The 17261-nt window shown below is 65.5% G+C and carries 16 protein-coding genes; 11 read left to right on the top strand and 5 right to left on the bottom strand.

What is annotated here, in order from left to right; all coding sequences use genetic code 11:
• Positions 1 to 20: 20 nt before the first annotated feature.
• Together CH268_RS06675 and yaaA are read right to left on the bottom strand one after the other, a co-directional pair.
• Positions 21 to 1232 (bottom strand): DUF2786 domain-containing protein, encoded by a 1212-nt coding sequence (locus CH268_RS06675; RefSeq protein ID WP_094663013.1) that lies wholly within the window; start codon positions 1230 to 1232, stop codon positions 21 to 23.
• A complete protein-coding gene (gene yaaA, locus CH268_RS06670; RefSeq protein ID WP_094663011.1) occupies positions 1229 to 1972 on the bottom strand; it encodes a peroxide stress protein YaaA in 744 nt (247 codons plus the stop codon). Before yaaA ends, CH268_RS06675 begins: the two co-directional genes overlap by 4 nt.
• A 70-nt stretch (positions 1973 to 2042) precedes the next feature.
• Between yaaA and CH268_RS06665 the strand changes: the two genes are divergently transcribed.
• The gene (locus tag CH268_RS06665) at positions 2043 to 3794 is read left to right on the top strand and encodes a proline--tRNA ligase (protein WP_094663008.1); all 1752 of its coding nucleotides are present in this window, start codon (positions 2043 to 2045) and stop codon (positions 3792 to 3794) included.
• 91 nt (positions 3795 to 3885) lie between these two features.
• Positions 3886 to 5607, top strand: coding sequence for an acyl-CoA dehydrogenase family protein (locus CH268_RS06660; RefSeq protein WP_032366432.1), 1722 nt, complete (start codon positions 3886 to 3888; stop codon positions 5605 to 5607).
• Positions 5608 to 5610: 3 nt separating this feature from the next.
• On the opposite strand, the gene CH268_RS06655 is transcribed toward CH268_RS06660, so the two are convergent.
• The gene (locus tag CH268_RS06655) at positions 5611 to 6225 is read right to left on the bottom strand and encodes a TetR/AcrR family transcriptional regulator (RefSeq protein WP_255182310.1); all 615 of its coding nucleotides are present in this window, start codon (positions 6223 to 6225) and stop codon (positions 5611 to 5613) included.
• A gap of 82 nt (positions 6226 to 6307) precedes the next feature.
• Between CH268_RS06655 and CH268_RS06650 the strand changes: the two genes are divergently transcribed.
• Positions 6308 to 7765, top strand: a complete 1458-nt coding sequence (locus tag CH268_RS06650) for an MFS transporter (protein WP_094663006.1) — start codon at positions 6308 to 6310, stop codon at positions 7763 to 7765.
• Here CH268_RS06650 and CH268_RS06645 read toward each other — a convergent pair.
• Entirely contained in the window at positions 7728 to 8168 is a 441-nt protein-coding gene (locus CH268_RS06645) for a ferritin-like domain-containing protein (protein ID WP_027496742.1), read from the bottom strand. The two genes, CH268_RS06650 and CH268_RS06645, sit on opposite strands and share 38 nt — an antisense overlap.
• The gene (locus CH268_RS06640) at positions 8165 to 8674 is read right to left on the bottom strand and encodes a hypothetical protein (protein WP_094663004.1); all 510 of its coding nucleotides are present in this window, start codon (positions 8672 to 8674) and stop codon (positions 8165 to 8167) included. Before CH268_RS06640 ends, CH268_RS06645 begins: the two co-directional genes overlap by 4 nt.
• Before the next feature lie 185 nt (positions 8675 to 8859).
• Between CH268_RS06640 and rimP the strand changes: the two genes are divergently transcribed.
• The 8 genes from rimP to CH268_RS06600 all read left to right on the top strand — a co-directional run bounded on the left by rimP (position 8860) and on the right by CH268_RS06600 (position 17261).
• Entirely contained in the window at positions 8860 to 9435 is a 576-nt protein-coding gene (gene rimP / locus CH268_RS06635; protein WP_032370966.1) for a ribosome maturation factor RimP, read from the top strand.
• Entirely contained in the window at positions 9432 to 10439 is a 1008-nt protein-coding gene (gene nusA / locus CH268_RS06630) for a transcription termination factor NusA (RefSeq protein ID WP_027496745.1), read from the top strand. Before rimP ends, nusA begins: the two co-directional genes overlap by 4 nt.
• 96 nt (positions 10440 to 10535) lie before the next feature.
• Positions 10536 to 10868, top strand: a complete 333-nt coding sequence (locus CH268_RS06625) for a YlxR family protein (protein WP_052053323.1) — start codon at positions 10536 to 10538, stop codon at positions 10866 to 10868.
• Positions 10869 to 10965: 97 nt separating this feature from the next.
• Positions 10966 to 13899, top strand: coding sequence for a translation initiation factor IF-2 (gene infB, locus CH268_RS06620; protein ID WP_032366434.1), 2934 nt, complete (start codon positions 10966 to 10968; stop codon positions 13897 to 13899).
• Positions 13900 to 14056: 157 nt separating this feature from the next.
• Positions 14057 to 14347, top strand: a complete 291-nt coding sequence (locus tag CH268_RS06615; protein ID WP_027496748.1) for a DUF503 domain-containing protein — start codon at positions 14057 to 14059, stop codon at positions 14345 to 14347.
• A 100-nt stretch (positions 14348 to 14447) separates the two neighbouring features.
• A complete protein-coding gene (gene rbfA / locus CH268_RS06610; protein ID WP_027496749.1) occupies positions 14448 to 14936 on the top strand; it encodes a 30S ribosome-binding factor RbfA in 489 nt (162 codons plus the stop codon).
• A gap of 1 nt (position 14937) precedes the next feature.
• Positions 14938 to 15936 (top strand): DHH family phosphoesterase, encoded by a 999-nt coding sequence (locus CH268_RS06605; RefSeq protein WP_032384417.1) that lies wholly within the window; start codon positions 14938 to 14940, stop codon positions 15934 to 15936.
• Positions 15933 to 17261: an MATE family efflux transporter gene (locus CH268_RS06600; RefSeq protein WP_094663002.1), complete on the top strand. Its 1329-nt coding sequence runs from the start codon at positions 15933 to 15935 to the stop codon at positions 17259 to 17261. Before CH268_RS06605 ends, CH268_RS06600 begins: the two co-directional genes overlap by 4 nt.

Here is a 17261-nt window from a genome sequence, read left to right as displayed (position 1 = left end):
GACGAAGCTCGTGGAATGTTTCAGCGGGACAGATCGGCTCGGTCGGCCGCGGCTCGTCCCGAGTCCCATCCCTCGGCATCGAGGCGCGGGCCACGCATCGGCTTGGCGGTGGGAAAGAGGCGGTCGAACTCCGCTTCCACGGCAACGGTCTGTGCCGCGAGAATCGGCAGCAGGTCGCCCGATTCCTGTCTCGCCTCGTCGAGGGCATGCGCGTCGGCATCGGTGAGACGATCTCCGATGCGGATGGCGTAGGCGTAGAGGAACGCCTTGCCGAATGCGGCCGAGCCGGCCTTCTTTCGCTTCTTGGCTTCCGGGGAGTGGCCGAGAGCTCGGGTTGCCTGCACCAGCAACGAGGTGAAGACGAGCTCGGCCTGTTCCACGTCCACCGGCGCGCCCACGAGCGTCGCAACGGCGTACTCCGCGTCCCAGATCGTCTTGACCCGGTTGGCAGTACCGGCGACGTGCAAGAGCTGGGCTTTGGCGGGTGCGTGCGGACCGTCGATGTGCACCCGTCGACCGCGAACGTCGAGATGACCCTCGGCCAACAGCAGCGTGTCGATCGAGTATCGCGTCATCAACTCCTGCGCCTTGGCGGTCAGCGTCTCGGCTTCCTCCGCGAAATCGGTGGCATCGGCCTTGGCCAGCAGACCGCGAATCTTGGCCAGCAATTTGCTGTTCGGTGAATCCGAGCCGGTGGTCGTCGGCACCGACGAGCGTGTGCGGGGCCATTGCGAGGGCTTGGCACCCAGTTGCGGCCAACGGGGGAGGGTTTGCCACTGGCCGAGCAGAGTGAGCACGTCGAGCCACTGATCGCTGCCGGCGATGTAGTCGGACTTGCCGGACGCCACGAGGTACGCCGTGAGGAAGTCGGGAGTGGCGTCGACTCGGGCTGCGACCGTCGGAAACTGTTCGCAGATCGCCGACATCTGATCGACCCAATCGTGCGGGGCGCGGGAGTCCGCTTCGATGAGATCGGCATGGTGCAGCAGTGCCGCGGCAGCGAGATTCGTCACCGCCACCGTGTGCTGACGCCGGACCACATGCATCAGATCCAGTGGTTGCCAGCCGTTTTCGTACAGTGTGCCGATCATGTTGGTCAGTGCCAGCGTGCCGAGTTCGTTCGCTTGCATCGAGACCAGACGGTCGGCGATGTCGTCGGCGATGCGTTGACTCTTGTTCTTGCCGACCGACGCCTCGGCTCCCTGTCTGAGCAGTTCCGGAACGGCGCTCATTCGGTGAGCACGATCAGTTCGGTGTCCGACGCCACTTCGACTCGAAGACCCGCCTTCGATGCCACGCGCGCAACAGCTTTCACATCTTTGGGCTCGGCCGTGGTCAGGGTCAGCGCGCGTGCGAGCAATCCCTTGTGATGCTTGTTGAAGTGGCTCACCACCGACCGACTGCCGTCGAGCTTCTCGGTGAGCACCGTTGCCGTGATCGCCCCGGGGATGGGCCCGAGCTGTTGATAGGTGCCGGACCGGAGGTCGACGACGATTCCCTCGGCCTCGGTGAGAAGGGCCTCGGACAGTCGAGGCTTCCAGTGCGCTCGCAACGTCCCGAAGTTCGGAATGGACGACCCGCCGGAGAGTCGATAGGACGGAATCGGGTCGGACGCGCGAACGGCCCCGAACAGTGCCGACCCGATCCACAGCCTGGCATCCGCACGCGCGCGTCCGGCACGGGTGAAGGTCGACGCCCCGAGAGCGTCGTACAGCACTCCTGTGTACCGGCGCAGGGCGGGAGTGGTGGGCGAGGCGAACAGGCGAGCGTTTCGTTCGATCTCGTCCACCTGGGTCGGACCGAGACCGAGAGCGGTGATGGACGCGTCGACGTCGTCGGAGAGCCGGACCAGGGCGTCGGCAAGCGTTCGGCGGAGCGGAAGCAGGGACGGCAACGACAACCGGTCCAGATCGAGAGGTGCTCCGGAACCGCCGTCGGACTTCGTCTCGGAGGGAGGCAGCAGAATCAGCACGGGGGTCAAGGCTACTCACTTCGCGGCCGCCTATCCGCAGGCGCTGCACCACCGACTAGTCTGACAACCCGTGATCACCCGTCTTTCGCAGCTGTTCCTTCGTACCCTTCGTGACGACCCGGCCGACGCCGAGGTCGACAGCCACAAGCTGTTGGTTCGCGCCGGCTACGTTCGTCGTATCGCGCCGGGCGTCTATTCGTGGCTGCCGCTGGGTCTCCGGGTGCTGCGACAGGTCGAACGCGTCGTGCGTGAGGAAATGAACGCCATCGGGGCACAGGAAATTTCGCTGCCCGCCCTGCTGCCGCGTGAGCCGTACGAGACGACGAACCGGTGGACCGAATACGGGGACGCATTGTTCCGGTTGCAGGATCGCAAGGGCAACGACATGCTGCTCGGTCCGACCCACGAAGAGTTGTTCGCGTTGACGGTCAAGGCCGAATACAACTCCTACAAGGACCTGCCGGTCACGCTGTACCAAATTCAGACCAAGTATCGCGACGAAGAGCGTCCTCGCGCCGGCATTCTGCGCGGACGCGAGTTCGTCATGAAGGATTCCTACTCCTTCGACATGGACGAGGACGGACTGAAGCGGTCCTACGCCGCACACCGCGACGCTTACCAGCGCATCTTCGCCAGGCTCGGGGTCAGCTACGTCATCGTCGCCGCGACGTCCGGCGCGATGGGCGGAAGTGCGTCCGAGGAATTCCTGGCCGAGAGCGACATCGGCGAGGACACCTACGTTCGGTGCATCGAAACGGGATACGCGGCCAACGTCGAGGCCGTCACGACCCCGGCACCGGACCCCATCGCCATCGAGGGGCAGCCTGCCGCGGTCGACTACGAGACGGGCAACACTCCCACCATCGCGACGTTGGTCGAGTGGGCGAACGGCGCAGATCTGGGTCGTACCGTCACCGGTGCCGACACGCTCAAGAACATCCTGCTCAAGGTGCGGTCCGCCGGTGGCGAGTGGGAGCTGCTGGCCATCGGCCTGCCCGGCGACCGTGAGGTGGACGAGAAGCGCCTCGAAGCATCGCTCGAGCCTGCCGAATTCGCATTGCTGACCGACGCGGACTTTGCTGCTCACCCGTTCCTGATCAAGGGATACATCGGGCCACGTGCGCTGCAGGCCAACGGAGTTCGCTACCTCGTCGACCCCCGGGTGGTGAACGGAACATCGTGGATCACCGGTGCCGATGTGCAGGGCAAGCACGTGGTGAACCTCGTGGCCGGCCGCGACTTCGTTCCCGACGGCACCATCGAGGCCGCCGAGGTGCGTGACGGGGACATGTCACCCGACGGACAGGGGACGCTGGTCAGCGCTCGCGGAATCGAGATCGGGCACATCTTCCAGTTGGGCTACAAGTACACCGATGCATTCTCGGTCGACGTACTCGGCGAGACCGGCAAGCCCGTACGACTCGTACAGGGTTCCTACGGCGTCGGTGTCTCCCGTCTGGTGGCCGTCATCGCCGAGCAGATGCACGACGACAAGGGCCTTCGGTGGCCGTCGGAGGTAGCACCCGCCGACGTACATCTGGTGATCGCGAACAAGGACGAGGCCGCGCGCGCCGGCGCAGAATCCATTGCGACGCAACTCGATTCGCAGGGTATCGAGGTTCTCTTCGACGACCGCAAGGCCTCGCCCGGCGTGAAGTTCAAGGACTCCGAACTGATCGGTGTTCCGCTCGTCGTCGTCCTCGGCCGAGGTTGGGCGGATGGCAAAGTCGAAATCCGGGACCGATTCTCGGGTGAGAGCCGTGAACTCGACATCGATTCCGCGGTCGACGAGGTCGTCGCCGCGGTGCGCGCCACCACGTAACAGCCCGTCCCGATCTCTCCACGCTCGATCTCCCCACGCGCCGGTCTACTCGCTGGTAGCTTCGGGTCACACGACTAGGAGAGGTCACACCGTGGCTCAGTTTGCGCTGTTCGATCCGACAACTTTCGATCCCGCCGAGCTCGACGAGGAGTCTCGTCGTCAGCTCCGCGCACTGATCGATTGGTTCGAGGATCGAGGTAAGGCCAGGCTGCTCGCCGACGATCTCGAAGGAGTCTGGCCCGCCGACTTCCTCGAGTTCGTCGCAGCCCAGAAACTGTTCGCCACGTTCTCGACGCCGGCCGAGTATGCGAACGGGTTGCCCAACGCTCGTTGGGACGCTGCCCGCAACGCTGCTCTGAGCGAAATTCTCGGGTTCTACGGCTTGGCCTACTGGTACACCTGGCAGGTCACGGTGCTCGGCCTCGGCCCGATCTGGATGAGCGACAACGACGACGCCAAGCGCAGGGCCGCGCGAGAGCTCGACCGCGGCGGCGTCATGGCATTCGGATTGTCCGAGCGCGCACACGGTGCCGACGTCTACTCCACCGACATGCTGTTGACGCCCTCCGTCGACGACGACCTCGAGTTCACCGCGTCGGGGGAGAAGTACTACATCGGTAACGGCAACGTGGCGGGCATGGTGTCGGTGTTCGGTAGACGCACCGACATCGACGGGCCGGAGTCGTACGTCTTCTTCGTCGCCGACAGCTCGCATCCCGCGTATCGGTTGCGCGAGAGCGTCGTTCACGGCCAGATGTACGTCAGCACCTTCTCGCTCGAGAATTATCCCGTTCGCCGCGAGGACATTCTGCATACCGGGCCCGACGCGTTCTCGGCTGCATTGAACACCGTCAACGTCGGCAAGTTCAACCTCTGCACCGGCTCGATCGGCATCTGCGAGCACGCGTTCTACGAGGCGATCACACACGCCAACAATCGGATTCTATACGGCAACCGTGTCACCGAATTCCCCCATGTGCGCAGTGCATTCGTCGATGCCTACTCGCGGCTGACCGCCATGAAGCTGTTCAGTGCGCGTGCGCTGGACTACTTCCGCGCTGCGGGTCCCGGCGACCGGCGCTACCTGTTGTTCAACCCCATGACCAAGGCCAAGGTGACGTCCGAGGGCGAGACGGTGGTTCGCTTGCTGCACGACGTCATCGCCGCCAAGGGGTACGAGAAGAACACCTATTTCCGTGAAGCCGCGCAACTGATCGGAACACTGCCGAAACTCGAGGGAACGGTGCATGTCAACGTCGCCTTGATGCTCAAGTTCATGCCGGCATACATGTTCTCGCCCACCGATCAGGCGGAGGTCACCAGGTTCACCGACGCCGTCGACGACGGATTCTTCTTCGCCCAGGGCCCCGCTCGCGGCGCGAGTTCGGTTCGGTTCCACGATTGGAACCCGGTGTATCGCAAGCATTCCGGTGTTCCCAACGTGGGTCGTTTCTACGAGCAGGCCCAGGCGTTCGCGTCGTTCCTCGCCGAGTGCGCCCCCGACGAGTCGCAGCAACAGGACCTCGACTTCCTGCTCGTGGTGGGGCATCTGTTCTCACTCGTCGTCTACGGCCACCTGATCCTCGAACAGGCCGACGAGATCTCCACCGACATGCTGGACCAGATCTTCGACTTCCAGATCAGGGACTTCTCCGGCTACGCCGTCGCGCTGTACGGAAAGCCGTCGTCGACCGATGCGCAGCAGAAATGGGCGCTGGACGCCGTACGCAAGCCGGTGGTGGACGCAGCACGATTCGAGACGGTCTGGAACGACGTCGTCACGTACGACGGTCGGTACGAGATGCGCCCCTAGGCGTCACAGCTGTCCGGAATCGGCTGGGACGAGCTTGGTTCCGAACGCGCACATCGTCATCTCGTGCAGTCCGTCGCTGTCCTCCGGATGCTCCGGTGCCTGCATCGACAACAAGACGTTGAGCAGCATTCCGTGCGCGATGAACTGCCGAGCCTGATCTTCCGAACACCCGGTACCGCTGCGGATCTGGTTGTAGATCGCGCCCATTCCTTCTCGTGCCTGGCGGCCGATCTCGGGTACCGACCCTGCACCGAACCCGTGCATCATGACCATCAAGAGGTCGCGATCGGCCACCAGATCGGCGTAGGCACCGCCCAGGTCGGCCCAGGTCTCGTCGTCCGTCGGGTCCAGAGGCCCCGAAGCCAGCACTGCGTCGAATGCCGTCATGATGCCGTCGATGGAGCGTTGGAAGACCAGCCGAAACAATTCGACTTTGGTTCCGAACATCCGAACCACATACGGCTGCGAGACGCCCGCTTCCTTGGCCACCGCATCGGTGCTCGTCCCGGCAAAGCCCCCGCGTGCGAACGCTCGTGTCGCGGCGTCGAGGACGAGTTCTCGACGGTCGGCCGCGTCCATTCGGGTCGTTCTGGGTTTGGGCGTGGGAGTGTCGGACATGTTGACAGGTTATCAGTCGATAACTTACGGTCGATCACAAGTAATCATTCGATGCTTACAAGCTCGAGACGGGACGTTCGCCATGACCGCTACAGCCTCTCCGCCTGCAGTGCACCCCGCCGCTCGGTCGATTCCCGTGTGGCTGGGAATCGTCGCCGCATCCCTGCCCATGTTCATGGCGACCCTCGACAATCTGGTAATGACCAGCGCGCTGCCGGTGGTTCAGCAGGATCTGAATGCGTCGGTCGGACAGCTGCAGTGGTTCCTCAACGCCTACACACTGAGCTTCGCGACATTCATGCTCACCGCAGCGACATTGGGCGATCGCTGGGGCAGGCGCGCGGTGTTCCTCGGCGGGATAGCGCTGTTCACCGCAGCCTCCGTGGCCAGCGCGCTCGCCACGAGTCCGGCAATGCTCATCGCCGCGCGGGCGATACAGGGCCTCGGTGCCGCGGCGATCATGCCGCTGTCACTGACTCTGCTCGCAGCTGTCGTTCCGATTGCCAAGCGCGCCATGGCAATCGGAATCTGGGGCGGTGTCTCGGGCCTCGGTGTCGCACTCGGGCCTGTCGTCGGTGGTGCGGTTGTCGACGGTATTTCCTGGCAGGCGATCTTCTGGATCAACGTCCCGGTGGCGCTCGTCGCGGTACCGCTGGCGTACATCGCCCTGACCGAGTCGACCGGGCGCAGGCAACCTCTCGATCTGCTGGGTGTGGTGCTCGCGGGCGGCGGGGTGTTCTTGCTGGTGTGGGCCGTGGTGCACGGCAACGACGACGGATGGGCATCGACCACCGTGCTCGCGAGCTTCGTCGGCTCTGCGGTGCTTCTCCTCGCGTTCGTCTCCCGAGCATGGCGAACCCCCTTCTCGGTACTGCCGTTGACGCTCTTCCGATCACGCAGTTTCACGCTGGCGAACATCATCGGAATCACGTTCTCGCTCGGCATGTTCGGGGCCGTGTTCCTGCTTGCTCAGTACCTGCAGATTGTGATGCACTACAGCCCGTTCGAGGCGGGTCTTCGCACATTGCCCTGGACCGCCGCGCCTATGGTGGTCGCACCCATTGCGGGTCTCGTGGCCGATCGAGTCGGCCTGCGCGGCCTGTTGGTGTGCGGACTGGCGTTGCAGTCGCTGTCACTGGTGTGGATGGCACTGATCCTCGGACCCGACACCGCCTACCTGTCGATGGTGCCCGCGCTGTTGATGGCCGGAGTCGGCATGGGTTTGACCTTCGCACCCTCGGCGACCGCAGTGTTGCGAGACATGGACGACGACGATCACGCCACGGCGAGCAGTGCGAACTCCACTGTGCGGGAAGTGGGAATTGCGCTCGGAATCGCCGTCCTGACGGCGGTGTTCATCGGAAACGGAGGATCACTCACCCCCGCCGGATACACCGACGCGTTGGCACCCGCCCTACTCGTAGGCGCAGGGGCGGTGGCGATCGGATTGGTTGCGGCACTGTTCATGCCGGGTCGTTCCGCCGGGCGCGCGGACGACGTGGTCACGGCTGACCGGGAAAAGCCGTCGACGACGGTGTGACGCCGAGGATCTGCTGCCATGTGGCCAGTCTGATCGCGGCCTCGGTCAGTGCCTGGACGCCCATCTCGCGAGTGCCGCCGGATCGACTGCGCTCGACGGCCGAGCGCCACGCCACACTCGTGTCGATCTCTGCCTGAACAGCGAGCTGCACAGCCGAGATCGCATCGGTCACCGGAAACGGCGACGCGTATGCCGGATCGGGCAGGGGCGCTGTGACGCTGGCCGCGCGGAGTGCGTCGATGGTCGAGTCTCGACGCGCTCGGTGTGCCGCGGTGCACGCGGCCACCATGTCTGCTCGGGTCGGGTTGGAGAACGCCGCGACGATCCCGTACGCGAAGACGGCTGCGTACTCGGCGACGAGTGCATCGACGAGCCCCTGTTGTTCCGGTCCGAGATCGCTCATGCGAGTACCACCTGAGCGAACACCGTGCACGAGGCACTGATCGACCCGAGAAGGCCGGCGCGATAACCGCTTTCGTCGCGGGCGGCGGACGCCGCACTGCGTGCCGAGGCGGTCAGCGTATCGCGCACCGCGACGAGATCGGGTGGCGGCGCGGACTGGGCCGCACTCGTGGTCGTCGTGGCAGTCGCCGACGAGGTGTCGGTGGTCGCTCCGGTGGCCCGGGCGATCTCGGTCTCGAGTGCATCCGCGTGTTCGGTCCGCTGGGCCGCGACCACGCCGAGAGCTCCTGCGTAATCGGGAGCGACCGTTGCCGCCGAAGACGCAGCCGCGGCGTCGGAGCGAGCGGAGCGCAACTGTGCCGTCAGAGAATCGAGTGCGGGACCGGAGATTTCCTCCGCGCCGCAGGCCGTGACGGTCGACGCCGTGGCCGCAGTGAGTACGGCGGCACCGGCGAGCCGGAACAGCCCACGTCTGTTCAACGAGAGAGGGGCGGTCGGCGTGGGCACCCCGATATCGTGCCAGACCCTCGACCGTGCCGAACCCTCGAGGCGACACGTGCCGTGCCCGTGTGTCGCCTCGGCCGTGCGTGGTCGCGAGCACCACCTGCGGGGCGGTAGTCTGTTGGTTCACCAAACGCGGTCCGGCGCACCTGTGCCGCATTGCCGACAACTACACACGAGGAGTTCGCGACATGCCTGTTCCGTCCCAGGAAAGGGTTGTCGAACTGCTCGGCGACCTGGTTCGAGATCGGGGCTACGACCTCGAGGACGTGAACGTGGTCGCTGCCGGTAAGCACAGTGCCGTGCGCATCATGGTCGACCGTGAAGACGGCGTCGACCTCGACGCGTTACCGGAATTGAGCCGGGTGATCTCCGATGTGTTCGACGGCGTGACCGATTTCGGCGAAGCGCCGTACACCCTCGAGGTCACCACTCCCGGAATCGATCGCCCGTTGACACAACCACGGCATTGGCGTCGCGCGCGTGGTCGCAAGGTGCGGATCGAACTCGCCGACGGCAAGGTCGAGGGCCGCGTCGGACTTCTCGACGGTGACTCGGTTGCCCTCGTGATCAAGGACAAGGGAGTTCTCTCGACACGATCGATCGCGCTGGCCGATGTTGTGAAAGCTGTTGTGCAGGTAGAATTTTCGCGGCCGACCGCAGAAGAGATGGATCTGGCGGGCGGCGTGGTGGGCGGTAGGCCGTCACCCGCGAACACCGACGAAATCGTGAATGTGGAAGCACCGGAAGAAGGGTCGGACAAGTGAATATCGATATTGCAGCTCTGCGCGCCATCGAGGCGGACAAGGGCGTTCCGATCGAGATGGTGATCTCGACGATCCAGACCGCGCTGTTGACCGCCTACCGGCACACCGAGGGGCACCAGTCCAACGCGCGAATCGACGTCGATCGCAAGACCGGTTCCGTCCGCGTGATGGCCAAGGAATTCGACGCCGAGGGCAATCTGATCTCCGAGTGGGACGACACTCCGGAAGGCTTCGGCCGGATCGCTGCCACCACCGCTCGTCAGGTGATTCTGCAGCGTTTGCGCGATGCGGAGCACGAGCGCTCCTTCGGGGAGTACTCGACCCACGAGGGTGAGATCGTCAACGGCGTCATCCAGCGCGATACGCGCGCCAACGCCAAGGGCACCGTCATCGTCCGGATCGGCAGCGAGGCGAACGGGGCCGACGGCCTGCTTCCGCCCGCCGAGCAGGTTCCGGGGGAGACGTACGAGCACGGTGAGCGCATCAAGTGCTACGTCGTCGGAGTCGCGCGGGGCAACCGCGGCCCGCAGATCACGCTCTCGCGCACACACCCCAATCTGGTGCGCAAGTTGTTCGCGCTCGAGGTGCCCGAGATCGCCGACGGTTCGGTCGACATCGTGGCGGTAGCGCGTGAATCGGGGCACCGCTCGAAGATCGCGGTCGCGTCGACGGTCTCGGGCCTGAACGCCAAGGGTGCATGTATCGGGCCGATGGGGCAGCGCGTGCGGAATGTGATGAGCGAACTGGCCGGCGAGAAGATCGACATCATCGACTTCGACGAGGACCCGGCGACGTTCGTCGGGAATGCACTGTCGCCGTCGAAGGTTGTGTCTGTGACCGTGGTGGACGCAGCCGCTCGCGCGGCGCGAGTGGTGGTCCCGGAGTACCAGTTGTCGCTGGCGATCGGCAAGGAAGGGCAGAACGCTCGACTTGCCGCTCGATTGACCGGTTGGCGTATCGACATCCGCAGTGACGCGGCGGCACCCGAGACGACCAGCGCCTAGGGCCGGAATGCGGAGATCGAGGCAATACAGCGGTAGAGTGGTCGATGGTTCGGTAACGACCTCTCCGCTCGGAGACGTGAACACGAGAATCCGGTTGTGACAAGCCGGCCGATTCGTACATGTGTCGGGTGCAGGGAGCGAGTGCCGGCCGCCGATCTGTTGAGGATCGTGGTTCGAGAAGCTGGTTCGTACGAATTCGCTCTCGTCCCCGACATCCGGCATTCGATGTCCGGTCGTGGTGCTTGGTTGCACTACAACCGAGAATGCCTGCACAATGCGGAACGTCGCCGAGTCTTCGGCCGCGCGTTTCGGATATCGGGAAATGTGGAATCGTCCGCAGTATCGGACGTGCTCGACGAGCACGAACGGCTGCACGGCGAGAACACGACAAGAGCAACACCCGTCGACAAGAACAGGCAACAGCACTGATGAGCACACCGTGAAGCACCAACGATGAACGTCCATCGGAGATAACCCGAGGTCGTGCGGGCACCAAGCCTCGCTCGGCCTCTCAGTGAGGAGAGCAGTGGCAGGCAAGGCCCGCGTGCACGAGTTGGCAAAAGAACTCGGTGTCACCAGTAAGGAACTACTCGCACGGCTCAAAGAGCAAGGCGAGTTCGTCAAGTCCGCATCATCCACAGTCGAAGCCCCCGTGGCTCGTCGACTTCGTGAATCCTTCCCGTCCGCAAACGCGGACGCGCCGGCGTCCGGTGCAGCAGCACCCAACGGTCGCGCAGCAGCAGATCGTGCGTCGGATTCCGCCGCGAAGCCCGGCGCAGCAAAGCCGAGTGGACCTCGTCCCGGACCCAAGCCGGCATCCCGCCCGGCCGAGCCCGAGGCCCCCGCTGCACAGGCACCCGCAGCGCAAGCTCCGGCAGCGCAGTCGCCCGCAGAGGTAGCTCCCGCTGCTCCGTCGGCACCGGCCGCTGCGCCCACGCCGGCACCGGCTGCGCCCACCCCTCGTCCGGCAGCACCCGCTGCTCCGGTCGAGCAGGCACCTGCCGCGTCGGCCGAGGCAACCGCGTCGGCTCCGGCCGCCCCCAAGCCCGCTGGTCCTGGCCCCAAGCCCGGCCCGAAGGCTCCGCGCGTCGGAAACAACCCGTACTCGTCGGCTCCGGTGGAACGACCGGCTCCGCGACCCGCTCCCGGTGCCGGTGCTCCCCGCCCCGGCGGCGGACGACCGGCTCCCGGACAGGGTGGACCCCGTCCGGCCGCACCGGCAGGCGGCGCTCGTCCGGCTCCCGGACAGGGCGGCCCCCGTCCCGCACCGGGTCAGGCCGGACCTCGGCCCAGCCCGGGCTCCATGCCTCCTCGCCCCAATCCGGGTGCGATGCCGACTCGTTCGGCACGTCCCGGCCCCGCAGCAGGACGTCCCGGTCGCCCCGGCGGCGCACCGGGTGGACGTCCGGGCGGCGGCGGTGGCGGTGGCTACCGCGGCGGTGGCGCTCCCGGCGCGCCCGGTGGTGCACCGGCAGGCGGCGCTCCCGCAGGTGGCTTCCGTGGCCGTCCCGGCGGCGGTGGCCGTCCCGGTCAGCGTGGCGCAGCCGCAGGTGCGTTCGGTCGGCCCGGCGGAGCAGTCCGCCGCGGTCGCAAGTCGAAGCGGGCGAAACGCGCCGAGTACGAGAGCATGCAGGCTCCCGCAGTCGGCGGCGTCAGGCTGCCCCGCGGCAACGGCGAGACCATTCGTCTCGCCCGCGGAGCATCGCTGTCGGACTTCGCAGACAAGATCGACGCCAACCCCGCTGCACTCGTGCAGGCACTGTTCAACCTCGGTGAGATGGTCACCGCGACGCAGTCGGTCAACGACGAGACGCTGGAGCTTCTCGGCGGCGAGATGAACTACGTCGTGCAGGTCGTCAGTCCCGAGGACGAGGATCGCGAACTGCTCGATTCGTTCGACCTCACCTACGGCGAAGATGCCGGCGGCGAGGAAGATCTCGAGCAGCGTCCCCCGGTGGTCACCGTCATGGGCCACGTCGATCACGGTAAGACTCGACTGCTCGACTCGATTCGTAACACCACGGTGCGCGAAGGCGAGGCCGGCGGCATCACGCAGCACATCGGTGCGTACCAGGTGTTGACCGAGCTCGAAGGCAACGAGCGTCTCGTGACCTTCATCGACACCCCCGGTCACGAGGCCTTCACGGCCATGCGTGCTCGTGGTGCCAAGGCCACCGACCTTGCGATCCTCGTGGTCGCGGCCGACGACGGTGTCATGCCGCAGACGGTCGAAGCCATCAACCACGCCCAGGCGGCCGACGTGCCGATCGTGGTCGCGGTCAACAAGATCGACAAGGAAGGCGCGAACCCGGACAAGATCCGGCAGCAGCTGACCGAATACGGTCTGGTCGCCGAGGAATACGGCGGCGAGACGATGTTCGTCGACATCTCCGCCAAGCAGGGCACCAACATCGATGCCCTCCTCGAAGCGGTGCTGCTGACGGCCGATGCGTCACTCGATCTGCGTGCCAACCCGGACATGGATGCCCAGGGTGTCGCCATCGAGGCACACCTCGACCGCGGTCGCGGTCCGGTGGCCACCGTGCTCATCGCTCGCGGAACGCTGCGAGTCGGTGACTCGATCGTCGCCGGCGATGCCTACGGCCGCGTGCGTCGCATGGTCGACGAGCACGGCGAGGACGTCACCGAAGCGATGCCGTCCCGGCCCGTTCAGGTCATCGGCTTCACGTCGGTGCCCGGTGCAGGCGACAACCTTCTGGTCGTCGACGAGGACCGGATCGCCCGTCAGATCGCCGATCGCCGTAATGCCCGTAAGCGCAATGCTCTGGCGGCCAAGAGTCGCAAGCGCATCAGCCTCGACGATCTCGATGCAGCTCTGAAGGAGACTTCGCAGCTCAACCTGATCCTCAAGGGTGACAACTCGGGAACCGTCGAGGCGCTCGAAGAGGCCTTGCTCGGTATCCAGATCGACGACGAAGTCGAGTTGCGCGTCATCGACCGCGGCGTCGGTGGCGTCACGGAGACCAACGTCAACCTGGCGTCGGCATCCAACGCGATCATCATCGGCTTCAACGTGCGGGCCGAGGGCAAGGCAACCGAACTCGCCAACCGCGAGGGCGTCGACATTCGGTACTACTCGGTGATCTACCAGGCCATCGACGAAATCGAGAAGGCCCTCAAGGGCATGCTCAAGCCGATCTACGAAGAGGTCGCTCTGGGCCAGGCCGAGATCCGCGCGCTGTTCCGTTCCTCGAAGGTCGGAAACATCGCCGGTTGCCTCGTCACCTCCGGTACGATCCGTCGCAACGCCAAGGCGCGCCTGCTCCGTGACAATGCGGTCGTGGCCGAGACCGTGACGATCTCCTCGCTTCGCCGCGAGAAGGACGACGCAGTCGAGGTTCGTGAGGGATACGAGTGTGGTTTGACGGTGACGTACTCCGACATCAAGGTGGGCGATGTCATCGAGGCGTACGAGCTCCGTGAAAAGCCGCGCGACTAGAACAGGTCCGGAGCTGAACAGCTCCGTTCCCGGTCACGTCGGCTCGGTGGTGAAGCCAGGGGAGTGACACTGCACTCCGGGGACGAGCCGGTGGTGGTACGACATATGTACCGCCACCGGCTTTGTCGTCGGAGCTGATCGAAGGGGCGACGTCAGCGTGTATCTGGGTGCTTTGGAGTTGGACGTGTTGTTGGGGGACGTGCGTTCGCTCGCCGAGAAACGGTCGATGGTGGAACCGGTTCTCGGCGATCTGCAGAGGTTGGGAGTGTCTGCCGCCGAAACCGGTGAGCGAGAACGTATTCGGCGTTCGATGTTGGGCGTGGCAGCGGCGGGCACGAACGTCGACCTGTTGCACGACAAGCTCGACGAGTGCGAGCGGCACGTCGCCGAGCGTCAGGATCTGGAACTGTTGGCAGTACGCCGAAGAATTTTCGGCCCCGAGGATTAGATCGGGGAGTTCGTCGAACGTGTTCGGCGAATGTTGGAGCGTAATCGCCGAGACGTCGCACTGCAGTGACGTCCGGCCATGAAAGAGGAGTGTGATTGTCGTGGTGGATCAGGCCAGGGCTCGTAAGTTGTCCAAGCGAATCGCCGCTATCGTTGCGACGGCGATCGACCACGAGATCAAAGATCCACGGTTGGCGTTCGTGACCATCACCGACACGAAGGTGACGGCAGACCTGCACGACGCCACGGTGTACTACACGGTGATGGGCGAGGATCTCGATACCCCGCCCGATCTGCAGGGAGCTGCGGCGGGTCTGGAGAAGGCCAAGGGCGTTCTCCGCTCGAAGGTCGGAGCCGGTACCGGTGTGCGGTTCACTCCGACGCTGACGTTCGTGACGGATACCGTCCCCGACACCGCCCGGCACATGGAAGAGCTGCTCGAACGCGCTCGCGCAGCCGACGAGGAGCTGGCTCGCGCCCGGGCGAACGCGAAGCCTGCCGGAGACCCGGACCCCTACAAGGCTCCCCGCGAGGAGTCCCCCGCGGATCGCGGCGATGCAGAAGCCGTCGAGCCAGCCGAAGCCGACTGAGATGTCCGATGGTTCTGGTTCGGAGTTCGAGCTGGACGAGGATCTGGCGCGTGCGATCGAGATGCTCGAGCGCGCTTCCTCGGTGACCGTGCTCTGCCATGTCCAGCCGGATGCCGACACGATCGGCAGCGGATTGGCAATCGGTTCGGTACTCGAACGTCGCGGCGCGCAGGTGCAGGTGGCGTTCGCCGCGCCCGCGTTTCTGCCGCAATCGATGGAAGAGCTACCGAACCGGCATCTGCTGGTGGAGCCGGAGAAGGTGGCCGAATCGGTCGATCTGGTGGTCACAGTGGACGCCGGAAGCCGAGGTCGACTCGGTTCGCTCGGCGAGCGACTCGACTCCGCATCGGAGTCCCTGGTCATCGACCATCACCGGAGCAACACGCGGTTCGGAACACTGAACGTCGTCCACGCGTCCGCCGAGTCCACCACGGCCGTGATCGTCCGCCTGCTGGATCGGTGGGGTGTCGACATCGATGCGGACCTGGCGCATCTGCTGTTCGCGGGTCTGGTCACCGATACCGGGTCGTTCCGGTGGGTGCGGCCGGGTTCGCATCTGCTCGCCGAGAGGTTGCTCGCGACCGGCATCGACGGTGCACGTATCGCCCGTCGCCTCCTCGATACGCACCCCTTCGACTGGCTGCCGATGCTCGGGGCGGTACTGGGTTCGGCCGAGTTGCTGCCCGACGCGGCGGGCGGAAAGGGGCTCGTGTACGCCGTCATCCGGAGCGAGGATTCGGCCGGTCTGAGGTCGGAGGAGATCGAGAGTGTCATCGACATCGTGCGGACCACCTCCGAGGCGGAGGTGGCCGCGGTGTTGAAGCAGCAGGATTTCGGGTCGGTCTGGGTGGTGTCACTCAGATCCAAGACGCAGGTGGACGTATCTGCAGTGGCGACCGGGCTCGGCGGCGGTGGACATCACAACGCCGCGGGCTACACCGCGACCGGTGAGCTCCCCGACGTGATCGATGCGCTCCGTGAGGCCTTGTCGGCGTCGTGAGTTCCACCCCTGTCACGGCTCGCAGAATTCTCGGGCTGTCGCTTCCATCGCTCGGAGTTCTGGCCGCCGAACCCCTCTACCTCCTGTTCGACGCGGCGGTCGTCGGCCGGCTCGGCGCGTTGGCTCTGGCCGGCCTGGCGATCGGGGGGCTCGTCCTCGCTCAGGTCAGCACGCAGCTGACCTTCCTGTCCTACGGAACCACTGCGCGTGCGGCGCGCATGCACGGTGCCGGTCGTGAGCGCGACGCCGTCGGGGAAGGGGTGCAGGCGACGTGGCTGGCGGTGGCGATCGGTCTCGCGATCGTCCTCGTGGTCCAGTTGTTCGCCGCCCCCGTCGTGTCGCTACTGGCCGGTGGCGGTGACATTGCCGCGGAGGCACTGCTGTGGCTGCGCGTGGCGCTGGTGGGGGTGCCGTTCATTCTGATATCGCTGGCCGGGAACGGCTGGATGCGCGGCGTGCAGAACACGACGACACCATTGCGGTTCGTCGTGCTCGGTTTCGGCGTGTCGGCGGTGCTGTGTCCACTCCTCGTCCACGGCCTGCTCGGATTTCCCCGGCTCGAATTGGTGGGCTCGGCCGTTGCGAACGTCATCGGCCAAGGTGTCGCAGGCGCTCTGTTCGTCGGTGCCCTCGGGCGGTCGGGTGCGCCGTTGCGCCCGCGCTGGTCGGTCATGCGGGCGCAGCTGGTACTCGGCCGCGATCTGATCGTGCGCAGTCTCGCGTTCCAGGCGTGCTTCCTGTCTGCCGCAGCGGTCGCGTCGAGGTTCGGTGCCGCGTCGGTGGCGGCAAATCAGGTGGTGCTGCATCTGTGGAACCTGGTGTCGTTGATGCTCGACTCGTTGGCCATCGCCGCGCAGACACTCGTGGGAGCGGCTCTGGGCGCGGGCAGGACCGAGGACGCGCGTGCGCTCGCTCGCCGGTTGACGGCATGGTCGACGGTCTTCGCGGTGGTCCTGGCGGCGGTGTTCGCCGCCGGGCAGCCGGTCGTCCCGGGATTGTTCACCACCGACGTCTCGGTGATCGATCAGATGCAGGCGATCTGGTGGATCTTCGTGGCGATCATTCCGGTCGCCGGTGTGGTGTTCGCGTTGGACGGGGTGCTGTTGGGCAGCGGCGATGCCGCGTTCTTGCGTAACGCCACGATGGCGTGTGCGGTCGTCGGGTTCCTGCCGTTCATTTGGTCTGCCCTGGTGTTCGACTGGGGTGTCGTGGGCATCTGGCTGGGTCTGGGTGTTTTCGTCTGCCTGCGCATGGTCGCGGTCGCCGGTCGAGTGCTGTCGGGTAAATGGCTCGTGACCGGTAGCGATCGGCAACTGCGAGACTGA

It is taken from the genome of Rhodococcus sp. 06-1460-1B (genome assembly GCF_002258475.1).
Classification (GTDB): Bacteria; Actinomycetota; Actinomycetes; order Mycobacteriales; family Mycobacteriaceae; genus Rhodococcoides; species Rhodococcoides fascians.
The sequence above is the reverse complement of the archived record's forward strand: the minus strand, read 5'-3'. Positions and strand labels throughout refer to the sequence as shown.

Bases quoted from the DNA above. Each gene is read 5' to 3' on its own strand.
- CH268_RS06675 (WP_094663013.1), bottom strand. From the start codon at position 1,232: ATGAGCGCCGTTCCGGAACTGCTCAGACAGGGAGCCGAGGCGTCGGTC.
- CH268_RS06655 (WP_255182310.1), bottom strand. From the start codon at position 6,225: ATGTCCGACACTCCCACGCCCAAACCCAGAACGACCCGAATGGACGCG.
- CH268_RS06650 (WP_094663006.1), top strand. From the start codon at position 6,308: ATGACCGCTACAGCCTCTCCGCCTGCAGTGCACCCCGCCGCTCGGTCG.
- CH268_RS06645 (WP_027496742.1), bottom strand. From the start codon at position 8,168: ATGAGCGATCTCGGACCGGAACAACAGGGGCTCGTCGATGCACTCGTC.
- rimP (WP_032370966.1), top strand. From the start codon at position 8,860: ATGCCTGTTCCGTCCCAGGAAAGGGTTGTCGAACTGCTCGGCGACCTG.
- CH268_RS06605 (WP_032384417.1), top strand. From the start codon at position 14,938: ATGTCCGATGGTTCTGGTTCGGAGTTCGAGCTGGACGAGGATCTGGCG.